Genomic DNA, 26,812 nt, shown 5'->3' with positions numbered 1-26,812 from the left:
ACCACAAAAATACACCCTGAAGGCTGATTCAAAACCAGCGTTCAAGGTGTATTATTTTTCTATTCTAGTGTGCCATCATTTCTTCCGCAACTTCTTCTCCTGAAAGATCTGACGGGTAGTATGTCGGCCAATGATCCATTTCTTCAAGCAGTGCTGCACGGTCGTCTCCCATATAGATATGGAAGTGGTAGCTGTCCATAGGGGAAATCGCGTGGTCACTGAACTGGATGACGCGAGGCAATGCTTCGTCTGCTTCTTCAGGGTTTTCCAGTTTGAAGATATATCTTACACCTCTATTGCCTGCTTCGTACTCCAGTATTTCATAGCCATCACTGACGTAAGTACCAGTATGGGATTCACCGTTCTGATGGAATGTCATTTCAGAATCCGTAATTTCGATGCGCTCGACATCTGTCTGGTAGCCAGTCGTATAGTATTCCTTGTACTCTTCAGCTGTCATGTCGCCTTCTTCAGCCTTGTGCTCGAAAACTTCATCCAGAGTGCCGTCTTCAAGGTAAGGGTATACGGACTGCCAGTCCCCTGACCAGTCGGACAGTTCACGGTCTTCAACTTGCGCGTCTTCGAAATATCCATTATAGACATCTTCATCGATATGCGCGTGTCCATGGCCGTCATGGGAATGATCGTGTCCATGGTCATGCGAATGGTCATGTGCTTCTGCATTTTCAGCCATCTTTTCAGCTTCTGTTTCATTATAGTCATTCAGTGCCTGATCCAATACTTCGATGTTGCCTTCCATCAGCGACTGGTAGGTCGCATCGGTATTATCTTCATCAATCAGTACAGCGAGGTTATGGAACTGCAGCGGTTCGATGTCTGCTTCATTCTGGATTGTATCTGTCAGGTTGGAGGAAATATTCTGTTCAAGCAACAGATACTTGGCACCGTCTGATTTTACCCCTTCAAGAATATCAATCAGTTCCTGCTGGGATGGCTCTTCATTATTGATGCCTGAAACACCGACCTGCTGGAAACCGTAGCGGTCGGAAAGATAACCGATGGATTCGTGTGAAATATATACATTTTCAACCGGTGTATCTGCAGTGGCATCCTGCAGTAAACTATCGAGTGCTGCAAGGTCTTCTTTCAGTGCATCTGCATTGCTCTGGAAGTTTTCCGCGTTATCCGGGTACATTTCGCTCAGCTTCGCTTCAATATTATCGACCATTTCACTGGCAATGACCGGATCGAGCCAGATGTGCGGATCCATGCTGCCGTGGTCATGGCTGTGGTCATGGTCTTCACCTTCTCCATGACTATGGTCATGTGCGAATTCAAGCAGCTGATCTGTATTTTGGATTGCTTCAAGGCTTTCAGTCTGGTCGCTGACTGTATCGAGGATGCTTTGAGATACTGTGTCCAGCTCACTATTTGTCGTTACGAAAAGATCGCTTTCTGCAAACTTGATCATGTCCTGCTGTGTTGGTTCGAATGTATGTATATCCGTACCATTCGGGTAGATGGACTCAACTTGTGCAAAATCGCCTGTAATCTGTTCTGTCAGACTCTTCAGTGCAAAGACAGTTGTATAGATGGTCGCTTCGCCTTCAGCAGAAGCACTTTCCGTTTCAGTATCTGCAGATCCTGTTTCTCCGCCGCCACAGGCAGTCAGAAAAAGCAGCATAAATCCGAAAAGGCCAAAATATAGCTTTTTCATATTTAATATCCTCCTTGGTTCAATTCGTAATAGTTACGCTTTAAAATTATAGTCGTAATCGTTCCGTTTTGCAATAGGTATCGTAAAGTTTTTATCAATATTATCAATAGAGTAGATATACATACTAAAAAAAGCACCGGATCAAAGCAGATCCAGTGCATCTTTCAATTTATTCCATCTCATTACTGGGTAGTATAACCGCCATCAACGAGAAGTGTTGTACCTGTAGTAAATTCATTTTCAGCCAGGAATATAACCGCGTGCGCAATCTCATGCGGTTCGCCGAGTCTGCCAATCGGGTGCTTGTCGACCAGCTTGTCATAATAGTCGCCGAGTGCATCCCTGTTGACCATGCCAGATTCAACGTAGCCTGGTGCGACTGCGCTGACACGGATATTATCTTTCGCATACTGCAGTGCTACGGATTTCGTCATCAGATTGACTGCACCTTTGGATGCGTTGTACGCAAATGCTGTCGGCTCACCGACACTGCCGAGAATGGAAGCCGTATTGATGATGGCACCGCCCCCGACTTTCTGCATTTCAGGAATCGCATGCTTCGAACCGAAGAATACGCTGTCCTGATTGACTTTGATCACCTTATGGTAATCTTCATAGGACAATTTGTGCGTCTCGCCCTGCACACCGATACCGGCATTGTTGAACATGACATCCAGTCGGCCGAACTTATCGACTGCTGTCGCGATGACGTTCTTGACCTGCTCCTCGTCGGATACGTCCACTTTTTCAAATAGTACATCGCCGTATTGGGAAAGATCCTCTGCTGCCTTGCTGCCCGACTCTTCGTTATAGTCCGCGATGACAACTTTCGCACCTTTTTCAAGGAATGCCTGCGCTGTTGCCAGACCAATTCCTGAACCGCCACCTGTAACAATTGCAACTTTGTCTTTAAGATCCAAATCCATTTCCTCCTTTGATGACCATGAATGTTTCATAATATATATACCTCGGAAACAGGAAGATGAAACGATGCAAGTATGTCCAAATTGAGGCAGAACCCCCTAGAAAAGCTGCATGGACAGATAGATGACGAACGTCACTGTAATGCTACTGAGTATTGTGGAATATAGTACCACCTGCGCGTGCAGTTCCGGTTCCACGTCATATTCAAGCGCCAGAGTCGCAGTGTTCCTTGATGTTGGAAACGCACTGGCAATAAACAGCGACTGCGCGATGACACCGTCGATGCCGAGCAGCATGATCAGCAGCAGCGCGACTGCGGGACCCACAATCAGCCGTCCGAGCGCACTCCACGCGATGACCCTATGGAAGGAACGGATTTCGATCTGGGCCAGCTGCATGCCGAGCAGAAGCAGAGCCAGTGCCGCAAAGCCGCCAGCCAGCTGTTCGATCGGCACCATGATGAACCTTGGAACCTCTGCTTGGAACATTTTTAAAATGAATGCAGCGGCCAGTGCGTATATGACAGGAAGGCGCAGCAGCTCCCTCATCACTTCCACCAGTGATTTCGAGCTTGATCTCAAGTTGTAAAGTCCATATGTAAATGTCAGCAGATTCTGGACGACGAGCACAATGATCTGGACCGACACACCGACCGGATTGGCACTGAAGGCGAGCTGACTGACCGGCAGCCCATAATTTCCCGAATTCATCAGCGAGATGCTGTTTTTGAGTGCAGTCTGCTCCCCACCCGCAAGACCAAGAAACCGGGACAGCCATTCACCGAACAGGGCAATCACCAGCACAAACAGCGCCAGATAAACCACAAGCTGCCCAAGCAGTCCTGCGTCAATCTCCGCCTCATATAGATTCAGAAACACTGCAGAAGGCAGAAAACAGTATGTCAGCAGGTTCGCAATCGGCCTCAGCCGGAATTCGAACTTCTTCTGAAGCAGCACACCGATGCCGAGCAGAATCAATAGCGGCACAATGACGTCCACGAAAATAAGAGAGATGTAAGCCATGATTCCCTCCTTTCACAATTCGTTAACCATATATTACATTCTACCATTAATTCTGTTCATCCAGACCGCTTTGATTGGAAAAAATCAGTCTTTGACAACCAGTCCAAGCATTGATGCAAACTGCAGCAGCTGCGCGCTCGAAACGATGCCCCCTTCGAGATCCTCCCGCTTGATATCAAAAGTGGTGAAGTATGAAGTACTGATATCGATGCTTTTCAGCGAGGTGTCTACAAACCGCGCTTCATTCAAGTCGCAACCATCGTATACCACCTTTTTCATTTTGCAGTCGAAGAAGTCGATACTCCCCATTCTGCAGTTTTCAAAGAGCGTATTCTCGAGCTTGTCTTCTGATAATACTGCCAGATTCAATATGGAATCTTTGAACATCAGGTTTTTAATGGAGCATTTATCAAAACCGCTGCCGACGAGCTTGCAGTTGGTGAATTCCACCCGATGGATGGAAGCTTTGGAAAAATTGACGTTCGACAGATCACAATCCATAAAATGAACATCCAGCAAATCTGCATCCGTGAACGTACTGCCTGAAAAATTGCATCCTTTGACGACAGAACCATATATTTTCAGACGATCCATTGTTTCATTGATGTATTCCGAATCAACCACCTCTCGATCTTCGAGCATCTGATCTTCATCTTGGTGTCATCAAAAATATAAGCGGATTCCGGGTCTTCCGGATCCGTGTAGAGGAAGTTCTCAAGCAGATGGTCGATTGTGAGTTTTGCCCACTCTATCCCTTTTTTATCGTTCAAAAACTCCAACCCTTCAAGAAGGGAGTATGTTGTGGAAGTATGTCTGAGCACGTTATAGAACCCAATCCGTTTATCGAAATGGGGAAATTTGCCGTATTCATATCTGTCGTCGGTGTCTATCTGATCTTTCAAATACTGAGTTGCGGTCTGTATCAGTCTGCGGTACTCGGACTTTTTCTGATGGCCGCCGATCTTTCTGATGCCATGCATACTGCCTCCGGCATTCAGTTCGAACATCTTGTCTCCTTCAACGAGATAGCCTCTGGTCTGAAAACGGATCACCGATTTATTCATGTATTTTTTGTGAAAATAAATGCCTTTATAGGCCTTGTACTTCTTAAGATATGTATTGATATTCCTTTCACATACAAACAGGTTCTTTTTCCTATCTCCCGGGACCGGTCTGACAAAAGCATTCGCGTTGATTTCCTCGGGCAGGAAAGCCAGGCTATAGTGCTTGTCATAGGCAATGCCATAGTCGATATAATTGCGGCGTGTCTGCTGCATACTGCTAAGCACTTGCGAGAAAGGCACCTCTTCTTCCGAAATGATGAAGTCGGCTTTAAGCCACTCAGTAGAATGTCCAAGGTCTGATAGTTTCTTCATCTCATCCTTAATTTTCTTCTGGAAAAAATTATTGTTCTTCACCTTGAAAACATGCGCCCTTCTGTTCTTGAATCCGAGCGATATGATAATCCATTCAGAAGTCAAAAGGTCTTTTCTATTGCGTAAATCCTCTATCATTTCGATATTCACTGCTTCTACCTCTCTCCTGTGAAATATAGTCAGAATCTTTTTTTTTTTTGAACACGCCCCATTATATGCATAATAAGTAAAAATTGTAAAATATATCGGTGGAACCGCATTCAGTAAATCATTGCGTTGCGCTTTACATTTTTCGCCGGTTTCCCTATCATTGAAGGTGAAATGAAAACTGCATACCGATGTGCACTAGGGGAGCTGTCAAAGGCTGAGACGGGATTTCCGGACCCTCAACACCCGATCTGGATAACACCAGCGTGGGAAAGTGCGGCGGGTATGAGCACCATACCTCTGCTGCATTTCCTCGGGGAGTGCAGTTTTTTATTTTCAATCAGACTTTGGAGGTATGATGTATGGCAACAGAATGCGGCACGGAAAGAATAGCAGGCTGCCAGTTCAACTTGAGTGTAATGAGCGATGATTTTGTGGATGTCATCCTGGGTTCGCTGGATGCGGTGGACATGTCGAAAGTCTGGCGGGATACGGATGATGTCACAACATGTGTGCGTGGACGTGTCGAGCATGTATTCGATGTGGTCAAGGCAGTCTATCTGCATGCTGCAAAGACCGGGAAGCACGTGGAGATGAGTGGCACATTCTCAATCGGATGTCCAGGCGATTCCTCCGGTGATACGTATATGGATGCTTCGGCAGAACGCATGAATGAACCGGCTGTTGCAGATATCCAGCAGAAGGCCGGCTGCAAATTTGCGCTCTACCCGATGAACACAACCAGCTACATGGATGTCATCTATGAGCAGATCGACCTGTCGAAGGCGCGCGGCGTAGAAGTCAGTCCCAGCCACTATTCCACTCGATTGGATGGAGAAGTGAATGATATATTCAATGCAATCGAAGAGGCTTTCACCAAGGTGCAGGAAGTGGTCAGTCATACGACGACGACATTCACCATCTCGGCGAACAGCCCCTCAAGCAAGAAATAGATGCACGATGAAAACCCTGGGTGAATGGTCACCCAGGGTTCCTTTATTTTACGACGCCCATCAGAAATCCATCGTAGCCTTTCTGACCGACAGTCTGGATGGCAGTCGTCTCGATACGGTCGTCCTTCGAGAGCTGGTCGAACATGTCGCGGATCTGCGGCACTGCTTTTTCGTCTGTGTCTTCGATGATTTTTCCGCGGCGCACTACATTATCCACGATGATGGTTGCGCCCTTTTTTGACAGCTTCAGCGCCCAGTTGAGATATTCGGAATTGTTCTCCTTGTCCGCATCAATGAAAATGAAGTCAAAGCGTGGGTAGCCTTTTTCAAGGATTGAGGGCAGCGTCGACAGCGCCTCGCCTTCAATGACTTCGACTTCCGCTGAAATACCAGCGGATTCGATATTTTCCCTTGCCATTTCGGCATGCTTCGGATTCACTTCAAATGTTGCCATGCGACCCTCTTCTGGCAATGCACGCGCCAGCCAGACAGTACTGAATCCACCGTGCGTACCGATTTCAAGAATCGTTTTGGCCTTCGCCATCTTGGCCATGAGATGAAGCATCTTTCCATGCGCACGCGATACTTCGATCGACGGCATCTCCGCTTCCTCATTCTTCTTCAGAATATGCTCCATCGTTTCATCCGTCGTCGCCAGCTTTTCCTCGAAATAAACATCCACTGCCCGCCATGTCTCTTCCATTTGAGAAACCTCCATCAATCGATTTCTGTACACTTACCCGCCCAGACGGTGAAAGGAAACGTTTAATTGGGCTGTTCGACTTATTTTTCTTACATGCATGCTGCTTCTTTATTTTCCAGGGTTCAGATACTGTTCAGACTGTCCTTTCGGAATGCTCAGCGACTGCCAGTCCGACCCCTTGATCTGCTTGCCGATGAACATCATCTGGCCGATATGCATTGCGTAATGAGAATGCTGGCGTTCGAGTGCATCCAGGATTGTATGATCTTCTCCGCGGATTTTCTGGGTTCTGAGCAGATCTTCCACATTGAATCCATCCAGTGTATCGAAAAATAACTGCCAGCCATCCTCCCACGCTGCTTCAACATCTTCCATTGTCTGCAGATCATCCTCAAATTCATCATCCCGCTGCCGGCCCGGCTTCTCGCCATCCGTGGTGAAAACATCCGTCCATCGGGAATACATGTTTCCTCTCAGATGCTTGACCAGCACCGCAAGCGAATTAGAATCTTCATTATACTGCCAATGCAGATCTTCATTTGATAGCTGATCAAGAGTACGATCGCCCAGCCGCTTTATTTCTCGGAACCTTGATTTGATGACAGTGAGATATTCCTGTTCAAATTTCATACGTTCTCCCCCTTATATGTAGAAACTGTTACTTTTAATATAGATGATTTATGGCGATGTGCCAATGAAATGATTTTTGGCAGGTTATTTGACGCTCGTGATGTCAACGAATGACAATTAGACGTCCAACTGACGCTCGTGATGTCAACGAATGACAATTAGACGTCCAACTGACGCTCGTGATGTCAACGAATGACAATTAGGCGTCCAACTGACGCTCGTGATGCCGACGAATGACAATTAGGCGTCCAACTGACACTCGTGATGCCGACGAATGACAATTAGGCGTCCAACTGACGCTCGTGATGCCGACGAATGACAATTAGGCGTCCAACTGACGCTCGTGATGCCGACGAATGACAATTAGACCTCCAACTGACACTCTTGACGCCGACGAATGACAATTAGACGTCCAATTTGCACTCAACCAATCACTCAGTGCACGTTGGACACAGAATGTTCACGGATGTATGCTGAATGCATCTCAAAATGTGATCCGATCCCGCACAAACTGCGTATACTGGGCAAATACTAATCGAATCTACAAAAAGGAGCGGATCACAATGCGCTATTTGATTTTTCTGATGATATTCCTGCTTGCCGCCTGCGGCAGTCAGGCAGACAACAATGAAACCAGCACAGAGGACACTGTCGCTTCAGATGGAGCTGTCTCTGAACCATCAAGCGAGGAAGCGGCCCCGACCGAGTCATCGGAACAGACGGCAGAACCGGTTACAGAGCCTTCTGAAAATAAATCGAGTGAACCGATTCCACCTTCAGAAAAGGTTGAAATCATCAAGGATGAGCGTTCAGGCATCGTCCCTGAAAGAATCGAAATTCCGGCCATAGATGTGGATGCATCGGTCAAGCACCTGGGCCTGTTGGATAATGGCGAGATGGCCGTACCGGAATCACTGCATGACACATCCTGGTTCGAGCCGGGCTATAAGGTCGGCGCCCCAGGCAACTCAGTCATTGCCGGTCATGTGGACGACACGGTCAATCCGGGTGTCTTCAAGCAGCTCCATACACTGGAACCTGGGGATGAGATCATTGTCCATGGTAAATCCGGCAAAAAACTGACATTCAAAGTATATGACAAGCAGCTGTTCGATGCCGATGAGGCACCGGTGCAGGAGATATTCGGCTACTCGCATCGCAGCCTCCTCAATCTGATCACTTGCGAAGGGCCGTACAACTACGATGTTGGGGGTACACCAAACCGCTGGGTAGTCTATACTGAACTGGAACCTTCTCAGGAAAGCTAGACTTCATGTGTCTTGGCTTTCTTTTTTATTCCTTATTCACGCGCGCTCCATTGTATGTATATAATAGTGGGAAGACTTCAAACAAAGGAGAATACTATGACACGGATCGAAGCGGAACTGTACGAGCGGATTCAGTCGGGGGATCGCAATGCACTTGAATCGCTCTACATTAGATATGAAAAACTGCTGTTTTCCTATGCATACAAAATGACATCGAACCGGGAGATGTCGGAGGAGATCGTGCAGGATGTGTTCATCAAAGTATGGCGTAAGAAAGGGGCCTATGACCCAAGTAAGGGCAAGCTGTCCACCTGGCTGATTACATTGACGAGAAACTCCACCATCGATGTTCTAAGACGACAGAAAATGGAAACCTATGAATACGATGAACGGGATGACATCGATTCCACGCAAAGTGAACAGAACTCACCTGTCGAGGCCGCGGTTGAAGCGGGAGAAGACAAGGCAATGATAAGGCGCGCAATGGAAGGATTGAGCCGGGAGCAGCAGCGCATCATTACTCTATTCTATTTCAGAGCATGTTCCCACTCGCAGATAGCAGAGTCGCTCGACCTGCCGATCGGTACCGTAAAGAGCCGCATCCGTCTTGCACTGCAGCATTTGAAGAAAAATATTGAAACCGTTAAGAAAGGGGGGACAACAGATGAATCATAATGAAGCATACGATCTGCTGATCGACTACTATAATGACCAGCTGGCACCAGAAGAAAAAGCAGCATTCGAACAGCACCTGAAGACATGTGAAGCATGCCAGGAAGAACTGGCTGAATGGGAGGCGCTGAATGCTGAACTGATAGATACGATTCCACTTGTCGATCCCCCGGAAGGCATGAAGGACCGTGTACTCGGCAACGTATTCTTCGAAGAAGCAACGGAACAAAAACAGAAAGTGCAACCGATCAAGAAGGGACACCGATCATTCAAAATACCATTCATCGCTGCTGCGGCTGCCCTGCTCCTTTCAGTTCTCGGCAATGTCTACATGCTGGCCGGTCGTGAAGAGACTGCGGACCTTGCAGAAGTGCTGCTTCAAGAAGAAAGTGCAATTTCACTGTCCCCCACTTCAGAAACACTCGATATGGATGCGAAAGTCGCACTGCATGAAGGTGAAGATGGACAGACGCTTGTCCTTGAAGCCAGTAACTTCACCAATCTCAACGAGGATGAAGTCTATCAGGTCTGGCTGATGAAAGAAGGCAATCCTTACCGTGCAGGTACACTTGTTCCAAATGAAGAGGGACAGGGTTATGTCGTCTTCAATATGGATGAAAATACTGAAATCGACTGGGATACGGTCGCTATTACAGTCGAACCTTCCCCACACAACCAGCTGCCTGAAGGCGATATCGTCATGTCGGCAGAACTATAGACAGAACCGTTCCGAAAATTTTTCGGAACGGTTTTTTATTTTTTTATAAAAATAGTGATCCAAATAAAAACTGCCCGCGTATACAGGGTGTAAACAAAACAAAGGAGTGTGATTTTGAATGGATTTCAAGAAATTGCTTGTCGTACCGACAGCTGCAGCTCTACTCGCAACAAATGCGGGTCTTGCACAGGCCGATACTCACCAGGAAGAGATGATGGTGACTGTAGACACTGAAGCCGCAGAACTCAGATCGACACTGGATCATCTACTTAGTGAGCACGCCTTCCTCGCAGTCGAAACAATGAGAAAAGGTGCTGACGGTGCAGAAGATTTCGAAGAAAGTGCCGCTGCATTGAGTGAGAATACTGACGAACTTTCCAGCACAATCGGCTCTGTATACGGTGAAGAAGCCGGACAGCAGTTCAAGACAATGTGGAGCGAACATATCGGCTACTTCGTCGATTATGTAAACGCGACAGCTGCAGGTGATGAAGGTGCCAAGGAAACTGCACTGAATGAACTTGCTCAGTATCGCCAGGACTTCTCCCAGTTCCTTGAAACAGCAACCGATGAACGCCTTGAAGCAGGTGCATTGGCAGACGGTCTGCAGATGCACGTCAACCAGCTGATCGGTGCATTTGATGCATACGTCATGGGCGACTATGAAACAGCCTACCAGTATGAAAGAGAAGCAATCCACCACATGTACATGGTGAGTAAAGGACTTTCTACAGCCATTGCCGACCAGTTCCCGGATCAGTTCAATAACACGGATCCAGCAACAAAAGCAGCTGACCTCCGTTCCGATCTGAACTACCTGTTCAGTGAACACGCTGGCCTTGCAGCCATGGCCATGCAGAACGGTATTGACGGCGCTGAGGACTTCGAAGCATCCGCCCAAGCTTTGAGCAACAACACACAAGGTCTGACAGAAGCAGTTACAGGTGTCTACGGTGAAGAAGCCGGACAGCAGTTTAAAGCAATGTGGGCTGAGCATATCGGCTACTTCGTCGACTATGTTAATGCCACAGCTGCAGAAGACACAGCGGCACAGGAAGAAGCACTGAATAATCTCAATATGTATAAAGAAGAATTCTCGAAATTCATGGAAACAGCAACAGAAGGCAATCTGGCAAGTGGCACGCTTGCAGAAGGACTCGAAATGCACGTCAACCAGCTGATCGGTGCATTCGATGCCTACTCCAGCGGTGATTATGAAGTCGCATATGACCAGACTCGCGAAGCATATCATCACATGTTCAATCCAAGTAAAGGGCTCGCCAGTGCAATCGTGACACAAATGCCAGACATGTTCATGTCCGAAATGCCTGAAGAAATGCCGAATACCGCAATGGCTCCAGAGCAGAACAACGCACTATTGATCAGCATCATTGCTGGTATCGCACTGCTCTCAGCCGTACTGTTCAGACTCAGAGCAAGAAACCAGTAATCAAGCGTTCCAACCCATACCAATAGATTGAACCATCAGCCGGCCCTACCTCCAGGGGCCGGCTGTTTTATATTTACATATTCGAATAACGTCTATATATAAATTAAAGTAATATATATTTTACTTTTAGAATGGTATAATATACTTATAAAGAAGAGGTGATTTCTTGGCAAAGAATTTGAAAATGAAAAGCGCACGTGCCGCCCTGGATCTCACCCAGAAGGACCTGGCACAGAAAACAGGTGTCAGCAGGCAGACCATCAACCTGATAGAAAAGGGAGAATACAATCCTTCGCTCGCCCTGTGCATAAGGATATGCAAGACACTCGACTGCACACTTGACGATCTGTTTTGGGATTCATAATAAATGACAAAGGATGGGGTTTCATGGAAAAGCTTTTTGACCGTTTCATAGGGGATGAACGTAAAAGGAAATCCGCAGGTAACGCCGCACTCATCACCCTGCTGCTCATATGGAGCTATATGATCGTCCGCATGCTGCTTGTCGCAATGGAAATCTGGGACACCAACATGGTTCAGAATGATCTTTATTTTGTTATGGTGTCATTCATTGTCTTCTCCGTAATCGCATTCAGAAATGAAACCGATGATCTGATCTACTCACCCATCGCAAGAAAGGAACTGCCTTATAAGAAAGGGCGCTTCGCCGGACGATTCGGCATCTACCTTATGGAATCCATTGCCGGCGCCATTTTCATGACACTGGCTGAGTTGCTCGTCAGAAGCCTTGTTTCCCGCAGTTTTGAATTCAGCCTGCTGATGTTCATAAGCAGCATCCTGTCATTCACAATTATTCTGATTTTTGTTAATATTATATCAGGAGAAATTCGCGTCAGACGCTTTCGAAAAATGGAAGAGGAATAAGGGGATGATGTCATCAGGATTCACAGTATACTTACATTGTTGAGTATCGTTTTCTTGTCGCTCATGGTTATCATGGATCAGTTCTCTGGACTCTCCATCTCCACCCGGCAAAGCCAGAAAGCCGTCTTCGCGCTGCTCATCATATTGGCAATCGCAGATATCATCGCCAACCACATCCAATACAAAGAGACCGGTATAAAAAGACAGGAGTCATGGCAGTTTGTTCTTCTCTTCGAGATGTACATTCTGTCCCTGGTCGTAGTACTGGATCAGTTCGGCGGCACGTCCCATATCGACTTTCATCCGGGTTCAGGCATGTTCTGGATTGCGATGGGCACCGCAATAACAAGCACGTTTTTTACGTATCGCAGAAACCAGAAAACCGCTGCACAGTAAAAGGGAAGGCTGAATGCCTTCCCTTTCTTGTTCTCTAACGGATGATCAGGTGTTTAATGAGCGTCCACATTCCCCAGAATGCAAACTCCATGATCGTGTCGGGTTTTCTTTGAACATTCAGCTGCAAAGGTTCGTAGTCGTTTTTGCGATACTCCATCAAATAGTCCTCTCGCCCAGTGTAGTGTCTATTCATTCATCACACCCCTTTCGACCATCATAACATTACCTGAATATTCCAACAAATCATATGGAAGCTAGATTGCCTTTCTTACTCTTTCAAACAGTACATTATTTTCAAGATGCACATGCTCCAATGTGTCCTTCTCAAGCTTTTCCAGTCTGGCATATACAAGTCTATACGTGCCACATGCCGATTCATGTGGTGTGAAATCATCCGTGATGTCCCGCATCTCCTTCAAAATATCGCCGACCGCTTCATGGTCCGCTTCAAGCCCTTCAACATGCGGTTTCACTGTTTCCACAAGATCAGAAGTCGTATCCTTCATGAATTCCATGATCAGCGGAAATACATTTCTATCCTCATCTTCCGTATGTGCCAACATTTCATTTTTCAACGTCCGGTACATTTCCTCAAGTCTCACGAGGTGCGGCTCGTCCGGTCCATGCTTTCTGGCAAGTTTCGTCACATAAGGTGCCAGTGCTGAAAGTTCATTCATCAGCTCCTCATGGTATCTGTTCTGGATAAAGGTGATGATGGCTGCCGCATCCAGATATTTCACATCGATGCCACCGCCTTCATGCTGATCGATATTATCGATCTTCTCCATCATGCTCTCGAGATCAAGACCCCGTGCTTCCACCGCTTCTGCCAGCGGCATCCTGCCACCACAGCAGTAGTCGATCCTGTTTTTCCTGAATATATCTGCGCTCTTGGGAATTTCCTTGACGATATCACTGACCCACATCTTTTCACTGACTGCTGTCATAATAACACTCCCACTTAAACATATATTTTTTATACATGTTTAATGTATCACACTATTCTGATTTTTAGTCACAACGATCATGTCAACTATTGAACGTTTAGTGACAGATGATTCATATGTATTCTGCGTTTAATTGGAACCCTTATGGGTACTACTCTAAAAAGGAGCGGATAGGTATGAATCTTAATTATTACAAAGTAACAGGTGATGAAAAAATAAAGCTCAGTGACTACCCGACGACTGAGAATAAGACGAATGACAATGAGAAGATCAGAGATGAAATCATCCCCCCATTGGTAAAAAAGCTCAAGGACCTGCATATGAAAATGAATGCCGAGGAGAAGCACGGAATCCTCGTTGTGCTGCAGGCGCTGGATGCTGCCGGGAAAGATGAATCGATCAGCCATATATTCGTAAACCTCAACCCCCAGGGTCTGAAGACGACGACTTTGAGCAAGCCGACTGAAGAGGAAATGAAGCATGATTATTTGTGGCGCCTGCATAACGCCCTGCCGGCGCGCGGTGAAGTCGGCATTTTGAACCGTTCCCATTATGAGGAAGTCATTGCGCCCCGCATCCATGATGTTCTGCTCGAAGGAGATTATCCTGAGGGTGCAGATGAGACTACAATCTGGTCCCTCCGTTTTGAGCAGATCAGAAATTTTGAGAAATACCTTTACCAGAACAATTTCCATATCGTCAAATTCTTCTTTCATATGTCTAAGGATGAACAGAAAAGACGTCTGCTGGAGCGGATGAAAAATCCGGATAAACAATGGGAATTCTCCTTCTCGGATGTTGAAGAGCGGGAGCACTGGGATGAGTATCAGAAAGTATTCGAGGATATGCTGAACGAAACATCAACCGATTACGCGCCATGGTTCGTCTTGCCAGCAGATGACGAATGGCACAGCCGCCGCCTGGTGAACGAGATCATGCTCGATCTGCTGGAGCGGCTTGATCCGAAATATCCAGAAACGACCGGTGAAGACAAGGAAAAGCTCGAGGAATATATCAAGAGGCTTGAGAAAGAGTAGTACTCAGCAAAATAAGAAACCCGACTCCTTAACTGGAATCGGGTTTCATCTGCATCATCGTTTACTGCTTAATATTTATAGGATTGACCACCATCGATCGGAATTGTTGCACCATTGATGAACTGGGATTCCTGACTGAGCAGGAAGGATACGAGGGCAGCGACTTCTTCTGGTCTGCCGAAGCGTTTCATCGGATTGACGCTGACGAATTCCTTGCCGGCTTCCTCCCAGTTGTCGCCGCCTATCTGACGCAGTGATCCTTCGACCATGGCTGTCATGATGGCACCCGGTGCGATGGCATTGATGCTGACACCGAATTCACCATACTCCACTGCGGAGTTGCGTGTCAGACCGACGACACCGTGCTTGCTTGCTGCATAGCCGGACTGGTTGCCGACACCGCGGATGCCCCCGACGGATGCAGTGTTGACGATGGATCCTGAGCCCTGCTTCTTCATCACTTCAAGTACGTACTTCATACCATAGAATACGCCGTTCAGGTTGATGCCGACGACTTTGCCGAATTCGTCACTGCCATAGTTCTCTGTCAGATTCTGTTTACCTTCGATACCGGCATTGTTGAAAAATCCATCAATGCGTCCGAACTCGGATACCGTCTGGTCGACATAAGTTCTCACTGCCGCTTCATCGGAAACATCAGCGGTGATCATCAGCACTTCTGCATCGGATACACTATCCTTGATGATTTTCTGTGTCTCTTCCAGTGTTTCTGCATTCAGATCGACAAGTGACAGTTTTGCGCCTTCTTTGGCTGCCTGGATGGCAGCCGCCTGTCCAAGTCCACTTGCTCCGCCAGTAATCAGAATAACCTTGTCCTGCAATCTTCCCATTGTATGACCTCCTATAGTTGTGTAACCGTATTCAAACGGTTTCAACTACTACGTTAGGACAAAAGTTACAAAAAGTAAACTGATTGGCACTTGTTACAATCTAGTGTAGATTGGTAATAAGAAGAATATCAAATAAACACATAGAGGTGGATGATCCATGCTGGAACTAAATACTTTCTCCATTACAGCCAGATGTCCGAAAACGGGGCAACTGGGTGTGGCTGTCTCAACAAAACTGCCGGCTGTCGGTATGCTGGTCCCATTTGTAAAGGCTGGAACGGGTGCGATTGCGACACAGTCATTTGTCAATCCGTATATCGGTATCAGGGGGCTTCGGTACCTCGGCTCCGGGATGACTGCTGCGGAAGCGAAGAACAAAATCATTTCTGAAGAACAGGACCTGGAGTACAGGCAGTTTGCGATTGTGGATGCCGATGGTAATACTGCTGCTTTCTCGGGTGATGAATGTGAAGGCTATTACAACCACTTCGAAGGGGACGGCTTTGTTGTTGCCGGCAATATGCTCGTAAATGAAAAGACGCTCACCGACATGCAGCGGACGTTTGTCATCCATTCCGACCTGGAATTATCGGAAAGACTGCTTCGTGCACTGCAGGCAGGTCAGAAAGCAGGCGGAGACAAACGCGGCAAGCAGTCTGCGGCACTCAAAGTCTACGATACGGAGGACTACCCGCTTGTGGATCTCCGTGTGGATGAGCATGAGGATCCGGTAGCGGAACTGACGCGTGTGTATGAAGTGGCAAAAGAACAGCTTCTGCCTTTCATCCCGGACATGCCGAAGAAACATAATTTCAAGTAGTATAGCAAAATATGTACTGGACGACTCGCCACCATTTCCATGGTGGCTTTTATTTTTCCTTCTATATAAATACACTTTACATCTATATTTGCCTTCTATTCTGAAATATTCAAACTTTCGCCTTAAGATCTTCTCCTCATCCTTGACAGACGATTGGGAAAGTTATAGATTAAAGTTAATTGGGAATGAGAATCATTTTCAATTAAGTTTCAGATGCTACATATCACAAGGCGGACAACAGTCAGAGGGCACTTTTCGCCCCATTATAGAACGGAAAGGAAGAATAGAATGCACACATTTGGTAAACGACCATTTCTCCCCCTACTTATCGCTGCGTTGATTTTCGTATTCATTGTCGGTTGCTCCAACCAGGAAGAGGCAGCCTCCACTGAGGAAGCAGGCAGTGGCAGCGCATCAAATGAAGAAAGTACTGAAGAAAGCACAGAGGCATCATCTGAGGAAAGTGCGATCTATCCAATCACGGTTGAACATGCATTCGGCGAAACAGTGATCGAAGAAAAGCCTGAGCGTGTTGCGACCATCCAATGGGGCAACCAGGATGTTGCGCTTGCTCTGGGTGTCGAGCCTGTCGGTTTCTCGGCAGCGAACTTCGGCGTGCAGGATGACAGCGGTCTCCTCCCTTGGACGAAGGAGAAGCTCGATGAACTCGGTGTGGAAGACCCGAATGTCTTCCAGGATACGGACGGTCTTGATTTTGAAGCCATCTCCGATTCCAATCCGGATGTCATCCTTGCAGCCTACTCCGGCATTACACAGGAAGACTACGACCTGCTGAGTGAAATTGCATCGGTTGTTGCATACCCTGAAGCGGCATGGGCAACATCATGGCGTGAACAGGTGACGATGAATGCCAAAGGCATGGGCATGGAGGCAGAAGGCCAGCAGTTGATTGAAGATACTGAGGCTATGGTTCAGGAAAAAGTTGCAGAATATCCGCAGATTGAAGGCAAGCAGGTCGTCTGGACGAACTTCTCTGCAGATGATCTGTCCCAGATGCACATCTACACACCTGCTGATTCAAGAGTGAAATTCCTCGAGGAACTCGGCATGACAGTCCCTGAAAGTGTCACTGACATGATTGAAGATCCGGAAAGCTACTCACTCAACTTGAGCAGTGAAAATGCACAGGCGCTATACGATGCAGACATCCTCGTCGGATACGGCAACCAGGAACTGCTTGAAACATTGCAGGCGGACCCGCTGCTCGGTGAGATTCCAGCGATCGAACGTGGTTCTGTCGTCTTCATCGAAAGTGATTCTCCAATTGTAGCTGCCGGCACACCAACACCCCTTTCAATCTCATACACCATCGATGAGTATCTGCAGATGATTGGTGACGCAGTTGACAAGGCGGCCGAGTAGCGCCCTCCCACTGATACGAAAACAGAAGACACATGTTCCCGCACTCCTGATCAGATGGTCATTGATATTTTCCATCCTGCTTGTCCTCTCCTCCGCCGCTTCGCTGGCATTCGGCTCGCGCATGGTAGGCATGGACGGATTGGTGGATGGCCTGTTCAATCCATCGGTGGAAACATATGAAGCAAATCTCGTCAGAAAAAGAATCGCAAGAACAGTGTTCGCCCTGCTATGTGGGGCGGCACTTGGCGTTTCCGGGGCGTTGATGCAGTCAGTGACCCGCAATCCGATTGCCGACCCGAGCATACTCGGCGTCAATACGGGCGCCTCACTTTTCATCGTCTCTGGCATTGCATATTTCAACATCAGCAGTGCAGCGAGCTACATGTGGTTTGCTTTGGCAGGAGCAATCATCACTGCTGTTTTCGTATTCGGTATCGGATCACTCGGGAAAAATGGCGCAACGCCTCTGAAACTTGTGCTGGCAGGTGCGGCGACAAGTGCCGCGCTGTCTTCCCTGGTGACGGCAGTCATGATTCCCCGCTCACACGTCATGGACCAGTTCCGCTTCTGGCAAGTCGGCAGTGTCGGATCGGGCAGCTGGGATAACATCGTATTGTTCTCCCCGTTCCTCTTGTTCGGCATCATCATCGCAGTCATCTGTTCGCCTGCACTGAATGCGATGGCGCTCGGGGATGAAGCGGCAAGAGGACTCGGTGTGCGCACCGGCCTGATCCGGCTCGTTTCGTCACTCGGGGCCGTGATACTGTGTGGTGCGGCAACCGCACTGGCCGGACCGATCGGATTCATCGGGCTGCTGTCGACACACCTTGTCAGGCTGATTTTGGGACCGGACCTCAGAATGGTCATTCCCGGATCTGCGCTGCTCGGCGGTGTCATATTGACCACCTCCGATGTGCTCGGCAGAATACTCGGCAGTCCGGGCGAGCTTGAAGTCGGCGTGGTCACTGCATTTGTCGGTGCGCCATTGCTTATTGCGCTCGCCATCCGGTCGAAAGTAGGTACATTATGACACACGACACCATTACACTGATCAAAGCAGGCAGACGAAAGCGACAGCGCCGCTGTTTGATTGTCACCGGACTGCTGACGATCATGACACTGGCACTCTCGATAATGATGCTGATGCTTGGCAATACCATCCATCCGGTCGGCGAAGTTATCCGGGCATTGTTTGGTGAATCCATCGAGGGTGTGTCTTTTACAGTAACAACGCTGCGACTCCCTAGAATGCTTGCCGCCATACTCGTCGGATTTGCATTCGGCATCGCGGGTGATGTATTCCAGACGATGCTGCGCAACCCGCTCGCTAATCCGAACGTACTCGGCATCACTACCGGTGCCAGCATGGCGGCAGTATTCTGCATTGTCATACTGGGGGCGAACAACTCCGTAATCTCGACGGCATCCATCATCGGCGGACTTGCCACAGTCATCGTCATGTATGTATTATCAAGAGGAAAGTCATTCTCGATCGGCAAGCTGATCCTGATCGGCATCGGCATCCAGGCCATGCTGAATGCAGCGATCTCCTACATGATGCTGATCAGCGCAGAACAGGATATTCCATCGGTACTCAGATGGCTGAACGGCAGCCTGAACGGCGTGACCATGTCTTCCATACCACCGATTGCGATTGCGGTTGCCATACTGGTCCCGCTCATCCTGCTCTTCAGCAGAAGTCTCAGCATGCTTGAGCTTGGTGAACAGATGGCGACGACACTCGGTGTCAGAGCCGACTTTACAAGAGTCATCCTGATACTCGGTTCAGTGGCCATGATTTCCATCGCCACATCCATTACAGGTCCGATCGCTTTCATATCGTTCCTCGCAGGACCAATCGCAAAACGGCTCGCAGGACCAGGATTTTCAAGCCTTCTACCGGCGGGGCTCGTCGGTATCGTGCTCGTACTGGCAAGCGATCTTGTTGGCCAGTTCGCCTTTGCGACAAGATACCCGGTAGGCGTCATCACCGGCATCATCGGTGCCCCCTATCTGATCTATCTGCTTATAAGAATGAATCAAAAAGGAGAATTATAATGTCAGAACATATATATAGAGCCAATGGCCTTGTCGCCGGCTATGAAAATAAACCGATTCTTCACGATATCAGTCTTGAGATTCCGAGCAATAAGATCAGCGTCATCATCGGCGCCAATGCCTCCGGCAAATCGACACTGCTGAAAACGATGGCCAGGCTGATCAAGCCGTCACAGGGGGCACTTGAACTCGATGGCAGGCCGGTATCGAAGATACCACCGAAGAAGTTCGCGCAAGTACTCGGCATGCTGCCCCAGTCACCAATCGTGCCTGAAGGCATCAAAGTATCGGATCTTGTAAGTCGCGGCCGCTTCCCCCACCAGTCCATGTTCGGCGGCTGGTCGAAGGCAGACTACGAGGCCGTCGCAGATGCGATGGAGGCGATGAACATCACTGGACTCGCAGACCGCAGCATCGACGAACTCTCAGGCGGACAAAGGCAGCGCGTCTGGATTGCCATGGCACTCGCCCAGCAGACTGATATCCTGTTCCTCGATGAACCGACGACGTTTCTCGATATCACCTACCAGATCGAGATTCTCGACCTGTTGATGGACTTCAACAAGATCCACGGTACAACCATCGTCATGGTGCTGCACGACATCAACCTGTCGGCACGCTACGCCGATCACATCTTTGCGATGCAAAAAGGCAGACTGGTTGCGGAAGGTGCACCGGATGATGTCATTACATCCCACCTCATCAAGCAGGTCTTCGAACTCGAATCCGTCGTCGTCGAAGACCCGATCTCAAGCACACCATCCGTCGTTCCAGTCGGCAGACACCATACGAGAAGTGCCGTGATAGTGTAGAAAATTTTCATACCATATATTATAAGAGCGGACATCCAAGGCTAGGATATCCGCTCTTATTTTGCTACTCCAGATAGTCGCTCCGGATCATGCCGTAAAGTGCCGAATCGCATATCCCCTGATTGTTCACATCAGACCCACGCGTCGTTCCTTCATACAGCAGACCGCACTTCTCCATCACTTTGCCGGAACCGGTGTTTCTGACATCATACTTCGACTCGATGCGGTTTACACCCACTTCATCGAAGAAGAAGCCGATGAGATGACGGAACGCCTCCGTCGTATATCCTTTGCCCCACCAAGGCCGGCCGATGCAGTAGCCGATATGGACCATGCCGACCGAATCATCATGATCCACCACGCTGATGGTTCCGATGGGGGTTTCCATGCCTTCCGGCACAATGCCCCATTGGTAGAAATCCTTCCTGTCATACTGGGAGATCCAGTACTTCAGGCTCAGTCTTGTGACATCCATCGACTGGTGTGCCGGCCATGTCAGATACTTCGTCACCGCGGGATCCGATGCCCAGTTGCCGTACATTGCTTCCGCATCTTCAATCAGAAGTGGTCGGAGTAGCAGGCGGTCGGTCTTCATGGTTTTTGTACCAAGGTGTTTCATGAGCATCTCTCCTTCAGTTTGTTAAGAGCATTATACCGATTCTGAAGCTTTAATGTAATAAAAAACAGGCCTTTCGGCCTGCCCTATTCAAAATGCGCGTTCTTGTATTCCATTTCTTCTTTCGGTGACATCAATCCGGTCGCTTGGCCGACACTGCCGTTGCGTTCGTTCCAGATGACATTATGTACTTCGACGGCATTGGAGAAATCCCCATTCATCCATGCTTTCAATGTCTCCATGTAGAATGCCCTATACTCATAATCGGATGTCTTCGCTGTTTCGTATTTCTGCTTCAGCCGTTCGTCGGTGATCTCCAGATGGCCCCACTTTTGTGCTGCCTCGACTTTCTGATGGGTCATATGGTGGATGCTGTCTGCAAACATCTTCTCACTCGGTATGCCTGTGCTGGTTGCCTCGTCTGATACTTCAAACTCCTCCTCGGATGCTTTTAATGAATCCAGTTCTTTGGAGTCTGTATCGCCTTGTGAAGTTTCATCAGAATCATTTCCAGCGGCTTCTGATGAAAACAGATTCTGTGCGTTGTCTGAGAACATCAGCACGATGACACCCGCCGCAATCAGGCCGATGACAAATATGGATGATAGCCCCCACATGATGATTCTGGTCGATTTTTGCAAAATAAAACGTCCTCTCCTGATGTATAGTAATATAATGAACTAAACCATATAATGGTTTTTATTTTACCATCATTCATTATTACTATGAAACCCCATCAGAAAAGAACGGTTCTAATTTCTAATATTCCACACGACTCATCGTACGTGTAATGTTCTCGAACTTCGTGTATCTCCATTTCAATGCTGTGATGACTGCAAATAGTACCAGTCCGAGAGCGATGACCACAATCAGGTAGATGAGTGCATCACTTGTTGCCAGTGCGGCTTCGAAATCGAAGACGGCTTCGCGCATGGCGGTCACAACGTAGCTCATCGGAAGTAGCGAGTGCAAGTACTGGTAGAGCGGCCCGGTCGTCTGGATCGGAAATGTGCTCGCACTGGAAGATATCTGCAGTATCAGAAATACGATGGCGATGAATTTACCCACGTTGCCGAGCAGTGCCACCAGTACACTGATAAACATCATGGCAGCCAGGTTCCAGAGTACAAGAATCCACAGAAACATCGAGAGGTTTTCGATTTCGAGGTGAAAACCGAATATCAGTACAGCACTGAGCAGCAGTGACGTGACCAGTGTCTGGGTCAGTATCAGCAGCAGTTTGCTGACTGTCATATGCATGAAGCTTCTGTAGTGTTCAGCAGCACGGTTGATTGGATACAGGACACTGAAAGCGACACTGCCGAGAAACAGGCTGACAGAAATGATGAATGGTGCAAATGTCTGTCCGTAGTTGCCGATGTGCGTCAGTTCGGATTCCACCACTTCCACTGGATCTGTGATGGAGGATGCATTTTCCTCATTCAGTGACAGCGCTTCGAGCTGCGCATTGCCGTCTGCCACTTCTTCGATCATCTGTGTCAGGGAATCATCAAGCTCATTCAGACCGTTTGTGACAGAAGTGTTGCCCTGAGCCAGTTCATCTGTGCCGGAAGTCACACCATTGCCGAGGTCTTCTATCCCCGTCTGGACGGACTGGTTGCCTGAAATCAGTTCAGATACGCCTGCCTGCATGGCGGCAACCGGCTGGGCCAGCTGTGGTGGCACCTGATTTTCGTACCCGGTCAGGTTTTCATCCAGTGTGTTCAATCCATCCGTCACCTGCTGGTTGCCTGCTGCAAGGTCTGATGTGGACGTATCGACTGTCGAGCCGATATCTTCAATGCCGGTTTGGACTTCTTCAGTACCCGCTATAAGCTCATCGACACCCGACTGCATTTCTGTCAGTGCATCAATCAGTTCATTATTGCTTGTTCTGATATCATCGAGGGTCTCAAGCAGATTTTCAGTATAGAGACGTGTAATCGACTGGCCGATCTCATCCTTTATTGCCGTCCCTGCCTGGCCGCCCATGACAGATCCGAGATAGTTGTACCCTGGATTGGTCTCTATTTCGATGCCCACCTTCTTCGGTGATGCATCCAGAAGTGTTGCAGCGTCGCTCGAGGCAGTTTCCGGAATGACAACAACCGCGTACGATTCGCCCTGCTCCAGTGACTGGTCGGCGGCTTCCCGGTCTGCCATCTGCCAGTCGAAGTCATCGTTTTCTTCCAGTGCTGCTTCAATATCTGCACCAAGATTGATATCTTCTCCGTTCACAGTGGCCCCTTCATCATGGTTGACCACCTGTATCGTCAATTCATCCGTATTGGAATACGGATCCCACATCGATCCAAGAAATATCGAGGTATAGATGGCAGGAATTGTCGCTATTGCCAGTAGTGAAATAATCAGTATGGGTCTTTTCATCAGATGCCTGAAATCTTCGAACATTGCTTTTCCTCTTTCCAAAGTTTAATATGTTAACAAACACCGTGTTCATTATTCTACTCGGTACAGCTTATAATTCAATCATCAATAATTAGCAGATAGTTGCTTATTCAACACATGATACCCAACTGTCGCTTATATGGAAAGAAGAGAAAAGTTATGATGAATGATAAAAAAGACCTGAGAACTATAAAGACGAAGCGTGCCATCGATGCCGCTTTTACGAAACTGATCCGTGAAAAGGGATTTGAAGCGATGACCATCAAGGATATCGCAGAGGAGGCACTAATCAACCGGGGCACTTTCTACAAGCACTACCTGGATAAATATGATCTGCTCGAGTCATATGAAAACACCCTGCTCCAGGGACTTGCTGAAATTCTGACACGCAATATTGAAGACGAACAGCCGCTCGGCATCGGCATGCCAAAGAAGATTGCCACTGAAACATTCCGCTATGTCGATGACAATGCCGATAAGATCATCACCCTGTTCAACAACCATGGCGGCAACCAGTTCGAATACAAGGTGCGGACGTACATGTTCGACTACTACCAGACCCACAGCCACCAGCTCATTGATGAAAGCAGACTCCGTGTCGACAGGGAGTATCTGATTGCCTACATTACGAACGCCCACGTTGGTCTCATCCGGACATGGCTGGAAAATGGCAGAAGGGAATCTAGTGAAGTACTTGCTGATGTACTTGAAACACTGACCGTCAAAGGCCCTTTCTATGCTGCCGGCCTGATCGATTAGAAAAAGGAGCCGGATTCGGCTCCTTCATTTATAGCAGTTAAGCGGTTGTACGCTTGTGGCTCGTGCGGGTTCTCCGTGTAGTGGTCCGCTCATCCTCCGGGTTGCCAAGCGTCTGTTTCAAGTATTCAGGCACCTGGGTATACGTAATGATCCGATCCAGCGTCTTTCTGAACATATAGTTCTGCTCATCCGTAATTCTGTAGATGGCAATGCTCATATTTCTTTTCTCCAACACTGTAGTGAATGGTTTATTCCGCTTCTCCTCACGGCTCACCTTCTTTTCGAACGGTTTGCTGAAATGCCGCTTCAGACGTCTCGCAATATTGGTACTATGTCCGACATAGAAAAGATCCGATCCTTTGAAGATCAGATAGACACCGGTCAGTGCCTCCTCTTCCGACAGATTGAAAGCCTTCTGGACCTTCTCGTCCAGGTCCTTGTGGTCGACTGCCCTTCTGCCATCATTGGTTTTAAGAATGGAAGGGGAAATCTGTTTGGATTCGATCCCCTTTTTCCAGATGCGGTTCGCATCCTTGCCGAACGCTTTCATGATACCGTCGAGCTGCTTATTCATATTACGTAGTTGCCTTGCCATTTATAATCACCTCACTGCTACTATTCCCCAAAATCATAGAATGATACATTTCACTTCCAATTGGGAAATATATGAAGAACGCATTCATGAATTGACACTTCCTATGATAGAATAAAAATGTAATATTCAATCATATCGCATACATAAAATGGAGGAAATAATGAAGAAACTAATAGTATCTACAGTTCTGGCAGGCAGTATGCTGCTTAGCGGTTGTACAATGTGGGACGACACTGTCACCAACTTCAAGTCCAATACGGAAGGCCTCGATCGCAAGATTACCGTCTACAGCCAGACCGGTGAAGTCATTGCGGAGTACGAAGGTAAGAATGTACGGACCGAAGTCAATGACGGCGGACAGCTGATCATCAATCTGAATGGCAAGCGCGTCCAGGTGCTGAATGCCAATGTCATCATTGAAGAGAATACAGCAGAATAAGATTAATACCTACAGGTGCAATTGCCGATTTCGGCGGTTGCACCTTTCCTGTATTCGATAACATGCGATAAACATATGATAATATTTCCGTTTATTGTTACAATTCAGAAAAGGAGATGATTACATTGAATATCAAACAACGGACACAACGTCTGAAATCGTTTATGAAAGACAATGCCATTGACGTCGCTCTCATTTCAAATTTCGAAAACCAGTTCTACTTCAGCGGATTGAAAGCCATCCTCTACTCAAGACCCATCCTTCTGGTTATCGAGAAAGATCAGGAAAGCCTGATCATCCCGGCACTTGAAGAGGAACATGCCAAGGAAAAGACAAATGCAGATCATCTGTATATTTATAACGAAGTGGAAAACAGAACAGGTGGCCGTTCCTATCTTGAGCAGGTCGATACTGTCCTGTCGAAGCTTGAAAAAGGCAGTACGGTCGGCATTGAATATAACGCCCTACCGACGGATATCACACTGAAACTGATGGAAAGTGGATTCGATATCCGCAACATCCAGGATGAAGTTGCGACAATGCGTGCAGTGAAAAGTGACGAGGAGATCGAAGCGATGCGCCATTCCGGAAGACTGGTCAGCAATGCACTTGAAAAGACGATTACAAATACAAAGATTGGCATGTCTGAACTTGAAATCGACTACTACGGTAATGAATACCTGTTCAAGGAAGTGCCGAAGCATTTTCCGAACTCCACACTCGACTATTTCGTCATGTCCCCTTCCGGTGTGGAACGGACGAATATGCCACACGTCTTCTCCAATACCAGACAGCTCGAAAACAAGGATATCATCATCCATAGCCGGCAAGTAGGTCTGAACGGCTATCGCGCAGAATGCGAACGTACATACTTCGTCGGGGAGCCCACGCCAAGACAGCGGGAAACATTTGAAGTCATGGTACAGGCCCAGCAGGCGGCGCTCAATTTCATCAAAGTGGGTGTCACGGCAAGAGAAGTGAACCAGCAGGCACTGGATGTCATCAAAAAGGCGGGGCTTGAGGAGTATGTTGTCCATAGGACCGGTCATGGCATCGGCGTCGGCTTCCACGAAGAACCATCACTCCGGTTCGATAACGACCTTGTCCTTGAACCCGGCATGGTATTCTGTATTGAACCCGGCATCTACATCCCTGGTGTCGGAGGCTTCAGACATTCGGATACAGTGGTGCTCACAGAATCAGGCACAGAAGTCATTACGGACTATCCAAGAGATCTTGATTCATTGGTCATCAAGTAGCATGA

The 26,812-nt window shown here is 47.9% G+C and carries 30 protein-coding genes, 1 pseudogene and 1 riboswitch; of the genes and pseudogenes, 17 read left to right on the top strand and 14 right to left on the bottom strand.

The genetic code is table 11. From position 1 onward, the window contains the following. Positions 1 to 64: 64 nt before the first annotated feature. The 5 genes and pseudogenes from J4760_RS00510 to J4760_RS00490 all read right to left on the bottom strand — a co-directional run. Positions 65 to 1,678 (bottom strand): metal ABC transporter solute-binding protein, Zn/Mn family, encoded by a 1,614-nt coding sequence (locus J4760_RS00510; RefSeq protein WP_237604445.1) that lies wholly within the window; start codon positions 1,676 to 1,678, stop codon positions 65 to 67. Between the two features lie 182 nt (positions 1,679 to 1,860). Continuing rightward, positions 1,861 to 2,598, bottom strand: a complete 738-nt coding sequence (locus tag J4760_RS00505; RefSeq protein ID WP_237604444.1) for an SDR family NAD(P)-dependent oxidoreductase — start codon at positions 2,596 to 2,598, stop codon at positions 1,861 to 1,863. A 102-nt stretch (positions 2,599 to 2,700) separates the two neighbouring features. Then, the gene (locus tag J4760_RS00500) at positions 2,701 to 3,624 is read right to left on the bottom strand and encodes an AEC family transporter (protein WP_237604443.1); all 924 of its coding nucleotides are present in this window, start codon (positions 3,622 to 3,624) and stop codon (positions 2,701 to 2,703) included. Between the two features lie 84 nt (positions 3,625 to 3,708). Then, positions 3,709 to 4,266, bottom strand: coding sequence for a pentapeptide repeat-containing protein (locus J4760_RS00495; RefSeq protein ID WP_237604442.1), 558 nt, complete (start codon positions 4,264 to 4,266; stop codon positions 3,709 to 3,711). Between the two features lie 124 nt (positions 4,267 to 4,390). Then, positions 4,391 to 5,150 (bottom strand): annotated as a pseudogene (locus J4760_RS00490) (poly(glycerol-phosphate) alpha-glucosyltransferase); the annotation flags it as partial. Between the two features lie 187 nt (positions 5,151 to 5,337). Next, positions 5,338 to 5,437: riboswitch (TPP riboswitch) on the top strand. A 72-nt stretch (positions 5,438 to 5,509) separates the two neighbouring features. Between J4760_RS00490 and J4760_RS00485 the strand changes: the two are divergent. Continuing rightward, positions 5,510 to 6,100, top strand: coding sequence for a Ykof family thiamine-binding protein (locus J4760_RS00485; protein ID WP_237604440.1), 591 nt, complete (start codon positions 5,510 to 5,512; stop codon positions 6,098 to 6,100). Positions 6,101 to 6,143: 43 nt separating this feature from the next. Here the strand turns inward: J4760_RS00485 and J4760_RS00480 are convergent, their stop codons facing one another. Together J4760_RS00480 and J4760_RS00475 are read right to left on the bottom strand one after the other, a co-directional pair. Beyond that, entirely contained in the window at positions 6,144 to 6,803 is a 660-nt protein-coding gene (locus tag J4760_RS00480) for an O-methyltransferase (RefSeq protein WP_237604439.1), read from the bottom strand. 108 nt (positions 6,804 to 6,911) lie between these two features. Further along, complete coding sequence (locus J4760_RS00475; RefSeq protein ID WP_237604438.1) at positions 6,912 to 7,433, bottom strand: DUF1572 family protein; 522 nt, start codon at positions 7,431 to 7,433, stop codon at positions 6,912 to 6,914. 563 nt (positions 7,434 to 7,996) lie between these two features. Between J4760_RS00475 and J4760_RS00470 the strand changes: the two genes are divergently transcribed. The 7 genes from J4760_RS00470 to J4760_RS00440 all read left to right on the top strand — a co-directional run bounded on the left by J4760_RS00470 (position 7,997) and on the right by J4760_RS00440 (position 12,822). Beyond that, positions 7,997 to 8,701: a class F sortase gene (locus tag J4760_RS00470; RefSeq protein WP_237604437.1), complete on the top strand. Its 705-nt coding sequence runs from the start codon at positions 7,997 to 7,999 to the stop codon at positions 8,699 to 8,701. Between the two features lie 96 nt (positions 8,702 to 8,797). Next, positions 8,798 to 9,376, top strand: coding sequence for an RNA polymerase sigma factor (locus J4760_RS00465; RefSeq protein WP_237604436.1), 579 nt, complete (start codon positions 8,798 to 8,800; stop codon positions 9,374 to 9,376). After that, positions 9,366 to 10,091, top strand: a complete 726-nt coding sequence (locus J4760_RS00460; RefSeq protein ID WP_237604435.1) for an anti-sigma factor — start codon at positions 9,366 to 9,368, stop codon at positions 10,089 to 10,091. The genes J4760_RS00465 and J4760_RS00460 overlap by 11 nt, the downstream gene beginning before the upstream one ends. Before the next feature lie 118 nt (positions 10,092 to 10,209). Further along, complete coding sequence (locus J4760_RS00455; RefSeq protein ID WP_237604434.1) at positions 10,210 to 11,541, top strand: copper amine oxidase; 1,332 nt, start codon at positions 10,210 to 10,212, stop codon at positions 11,539 to 11,541. A 184-nt stretch (positions 11,542 to 11,725) separates the two neighbouring features. Continuing rightward, positions 11,726 to 11,905, top strand: coding sequence for a helix-turn-helix transcriptional regulator (locus J4760_RS00450; RefSeq protein WP_370637536.1), 180 nt, complete (start codon positions 11,726 to 11,728; stop codon positions 11,903 to 11,905). Between the two features lie 23 nt (positions 11,906 to 11,928). Then, positions 11,929 to 12,426, top strand: a complete 498-nt coding sequence (locus J4760_RS00445) for a hypothetical protein (protein WP_237604432.1) — start codon at positions 11,929 to 11,931, stop codon at positions 12,424 to 12,426. A 54-nt stretch (positions 12,427 to 12,480) separates the two neighbouring features. Further along, complete coding sequence (locus J4760_RS00440; protein ID WP_237604431.1) at positions 12,481 to 12,822, top strand: hypothetical protein; 342 nt, start codon at positions 12,481 to 12,483, stop codon at positions 12,820 to 12,822. 34 nt (positions 12,823 to 12,856) lie between these two features. Here the strand turns inward: J4760_RS00440 and J4760_RS00435 are convergent, their stop codons facing one another. Together J4760_RS00435 and ric are read right to left on the bottom strand one after the other, a co-directional pair. Beyond that, positions 12,857 to 13,015, bottom strand: a complete 159-nt coding sequence (locus J4760_RS00435) for a hypothetical protein (protein ID WP_186365442.1) — start codon at positions 13,013 to 13,015, stop codon at positions 12,857 to 12,859. A 61-nt stretch (positions 13,016 to 13,076) separates the two neighbouring features. After that, a complete protein-coding gene (gene ric / locus J4760_RS00430; protein ID WP_237604430.1) occupies positions 13,077 to 13,769 on the bottom strand; it encodes an iron-sulfur cluster repair di-iron protein in 693 nt (230 codons plus the stop codon). A gap of 176 nt (positions 13,770 to 13,945) precedes the next feature. Here ric and J4760_RS00425 point away from each other — a divergent pair, with 176 nt between their 5' ends. Continuing rightward, on the top strand, positions 13,946 to 14,806 hold the full coding sequence (locus tag J4760_RS00425; RefSeq protein ID WP_237604429.1) for a PPK2 family polyphosphate kinase: 861 nt from the start codon (positions 13,946 to 13,948) through the stop codon (positions 14,804 to 14,806). A gap of 68 nt (positions 14,807 to 14,874) precedes the next feature. Here J4760_RS00425 and J4760_RS00420 read toward each other — a convergent pair whose 3' ends face one another. Then, positions 14,875 to 15,657, bottom strand: coding sequence for a glucose 1-dehydrogenase (locus J4760_RS00420; protein ID WP_237604428.1), 783 nt, complete (start codon positions 15,655 to 15,657; stop codon positions 14,875 to 14,877). A gap of 157 nt (positions 15,658 to 15,814) precedes the next feature. Here J4760_RS00420 and J4760_RS00415 point away from each other — a divergent pair, with 157 nt between their 5' ends. The 5 genes from J4760_RS00415 to J4760_RS00395 all read left to right on the top strand — a co-directional run bounded on the left by J4760_RS00415 (position 15,815) and on the right by J4760_RS00395 (position 20,730). Further along, complete coding sequence (locus J4760_RS00415; RefSeq protein WP_237604427.1) at positions 15,815 to 16,477, top strand: DUF1028 domain-containing protein; 663 nt, start codon at positions 15,815 to 15,817, stop codon at positions 16,475 to 16,477. A 288-nt stretch (positions 16,478 to 16,765) separates the two neighbouring features. Beyond that, on the top strand, positions 16,766 to 17,860 hold the full coding sequence (locus J4760_RS00410; RefSeq protein WP_237604426.1) for an iron-siderophore ABC transporter substrate-binding protein: 1,095 nt from the start codon (positions 16,766 to 16,768) through the stop codon (positions 17,858 to 17,860). 46 nt (positions 17,861 to 17,906) lie between these two features. Then, the gene (locus J4760_RS00405; RefSeq protein ID WP_237605023.1) at positions 17,907 to 18,890 is read left to right on the top strand and encodes a FecCD family ABC transporter permease; all 984 of its coding nucleotides are present in this window, start codon (positions 17,907 to 17,909) and stop codon (positions 18,888 to 18,890) included. Next, complete coding sequence (locus J4760_RS00400) at positions 18,887 to 19,918, top strand: FecCD family ABC transporter permease (protein WP_237604425.1); 1,032 nt, start codon at positions 18,887 to 18,889, stop codon at positions 19,916 to 19,918. Before J4760_RS00405 ends, J4760_RS00400 begins: the two co-directional genes overlap by 4 nt. Beyond that, complete coding sequence (locus J4760_RS00395; RefSeq protein WP_255695202.1) at positions 19,918 to 20,730, top strand: ABC transporter ATP-binding protein; 813 nt, start codon at positions 19,918 to 19,920, stop codon at positions 20,728 to 20,730. Before J4760_RS00400 ends, J4760_RS00395 begins: the two co-directional genes overlap by 1 nt. A gap of 64 nt (positions 20,731 to 20,794) precedes the next feature. Here the strand turns inward: J4760_RS00395 and J4760_RS00390 are convergent, their stop codons facing one another. The 3 genes from J4760_RS00390 to J4760_RS00380 form a co-directional block, all read right to left on the bottom strand. Then, complete coding sequence (locus J4760_RS00390) at positions 20,795 to 21,349, bottom strand: GNAT family N-acetyltransferase (protein WP_237604424.1); 555 nt, start codon at positions 21,347 to 21,349, stop codon at positions 20,795 to 20,797. Positions 21,350 to 21,432: 83 nt separating this feature from the next. Continuing rightward, on the bottom strand, positions 21,433 to 21,987 hold the full coding sequence (locus J4760_RS00385; protein WP_145284796.1) for a DUF6241 domain-containing protein: 555 nt from the start codon (positions 21,985 to 21,987) through the stop codon (positions 21,433 to 21,435). A gap of 118 nt (positions 21,988 to 22,105) precedes the next feature. Continuing rightward, complete coding sequence (locus J4760_RS00380) at positions 22,106 to 23,758, bottom strand: YhgE/Pip family protein (protein WP_145284793.1); 1,653 nt, start codon at positions 23,756 to 23,758, stop codon at positions 22,106 to 22,108. Positions 23,759 to 23,914: 156 nt separating this feature from the next. Here J4760_RS00380 and J4760_RS00375 point away from each other — a divergent pair, with 156 nt between their 5' ends. Further along, entirely contained in the window at positions 23,915 to 24,514 is a 600-nt protein-coding gene (locus tag J4760_RS00375) for a TetR/AcrR family transcriptional regulator (RefSeq protein ID WP_237604423.1), read from the top strand. Positions 24,515 to 24,551: 37 nt separating this feature from the next. On the opposite strand, the gene J4760_RS00370 is transcribed toward J4760_RS00375, so the two are convergent. After that, positions 24,552 to 25,109, bottom strand: a complete 558-nt coding sequence (locus J4760_RS00370) for a GIY-YIG nuclease family protein (RefSeq protein ID WP_145284787.1) — start codon at positions 25,107 to 25,109, stop codon at positions 24,552 to 24,554. 160 nt (positions 25,110 to 25,269) lie between these two features. Here J4760_RS00370 and J4760_RS00365 point away from each other — a divergent pair, with 160 nt between their 5' ends. Together J4760_RS00365 and J4760_RS00360 are read left to right on the top strand one after the other, a co-directional pair. Further along, positions 25,270 to 25,548 carry a DUF5052 family protein gene (locus J4760_RS00365; RefSeq protein WP_145284785.1) on the top strand — a complete coding sequence of 93 codons (279 nt, stop codon included), beginning with the start codon at positions 25,270 to 25,272 and terminating at the stop codon, positions 25,546 to 25,548. 125 nt (positions 25,549 to 25,673) lie between these two features. Then, a complete protein-coding gene (locus J4760_RS00360; protein ID WP_145284781.1) occupies positions 25,674 to 26,807 on the top strand; it encodes a M24 family metallopeptidase in 1,134 nt (377 codons plus the stop codon). The last annotated feature ends 5 nt before the right edge of the window (positions 26,808 to 26,812 follow it).

It is taken from the genome of Salinicoccus sp. ID82-1 (genome assembly GCF_021991715.1).
Taxonomy (GTDB): domain Bacteria; phylum Bacillota; class Bacilli; order Staphylococcales; family Salinicoccaceae; genus Salinicoccus; species Salinicoccus cyprini.
This window is presented reverse-complemented; position numbering and strand designations above follow the sequence as displayed.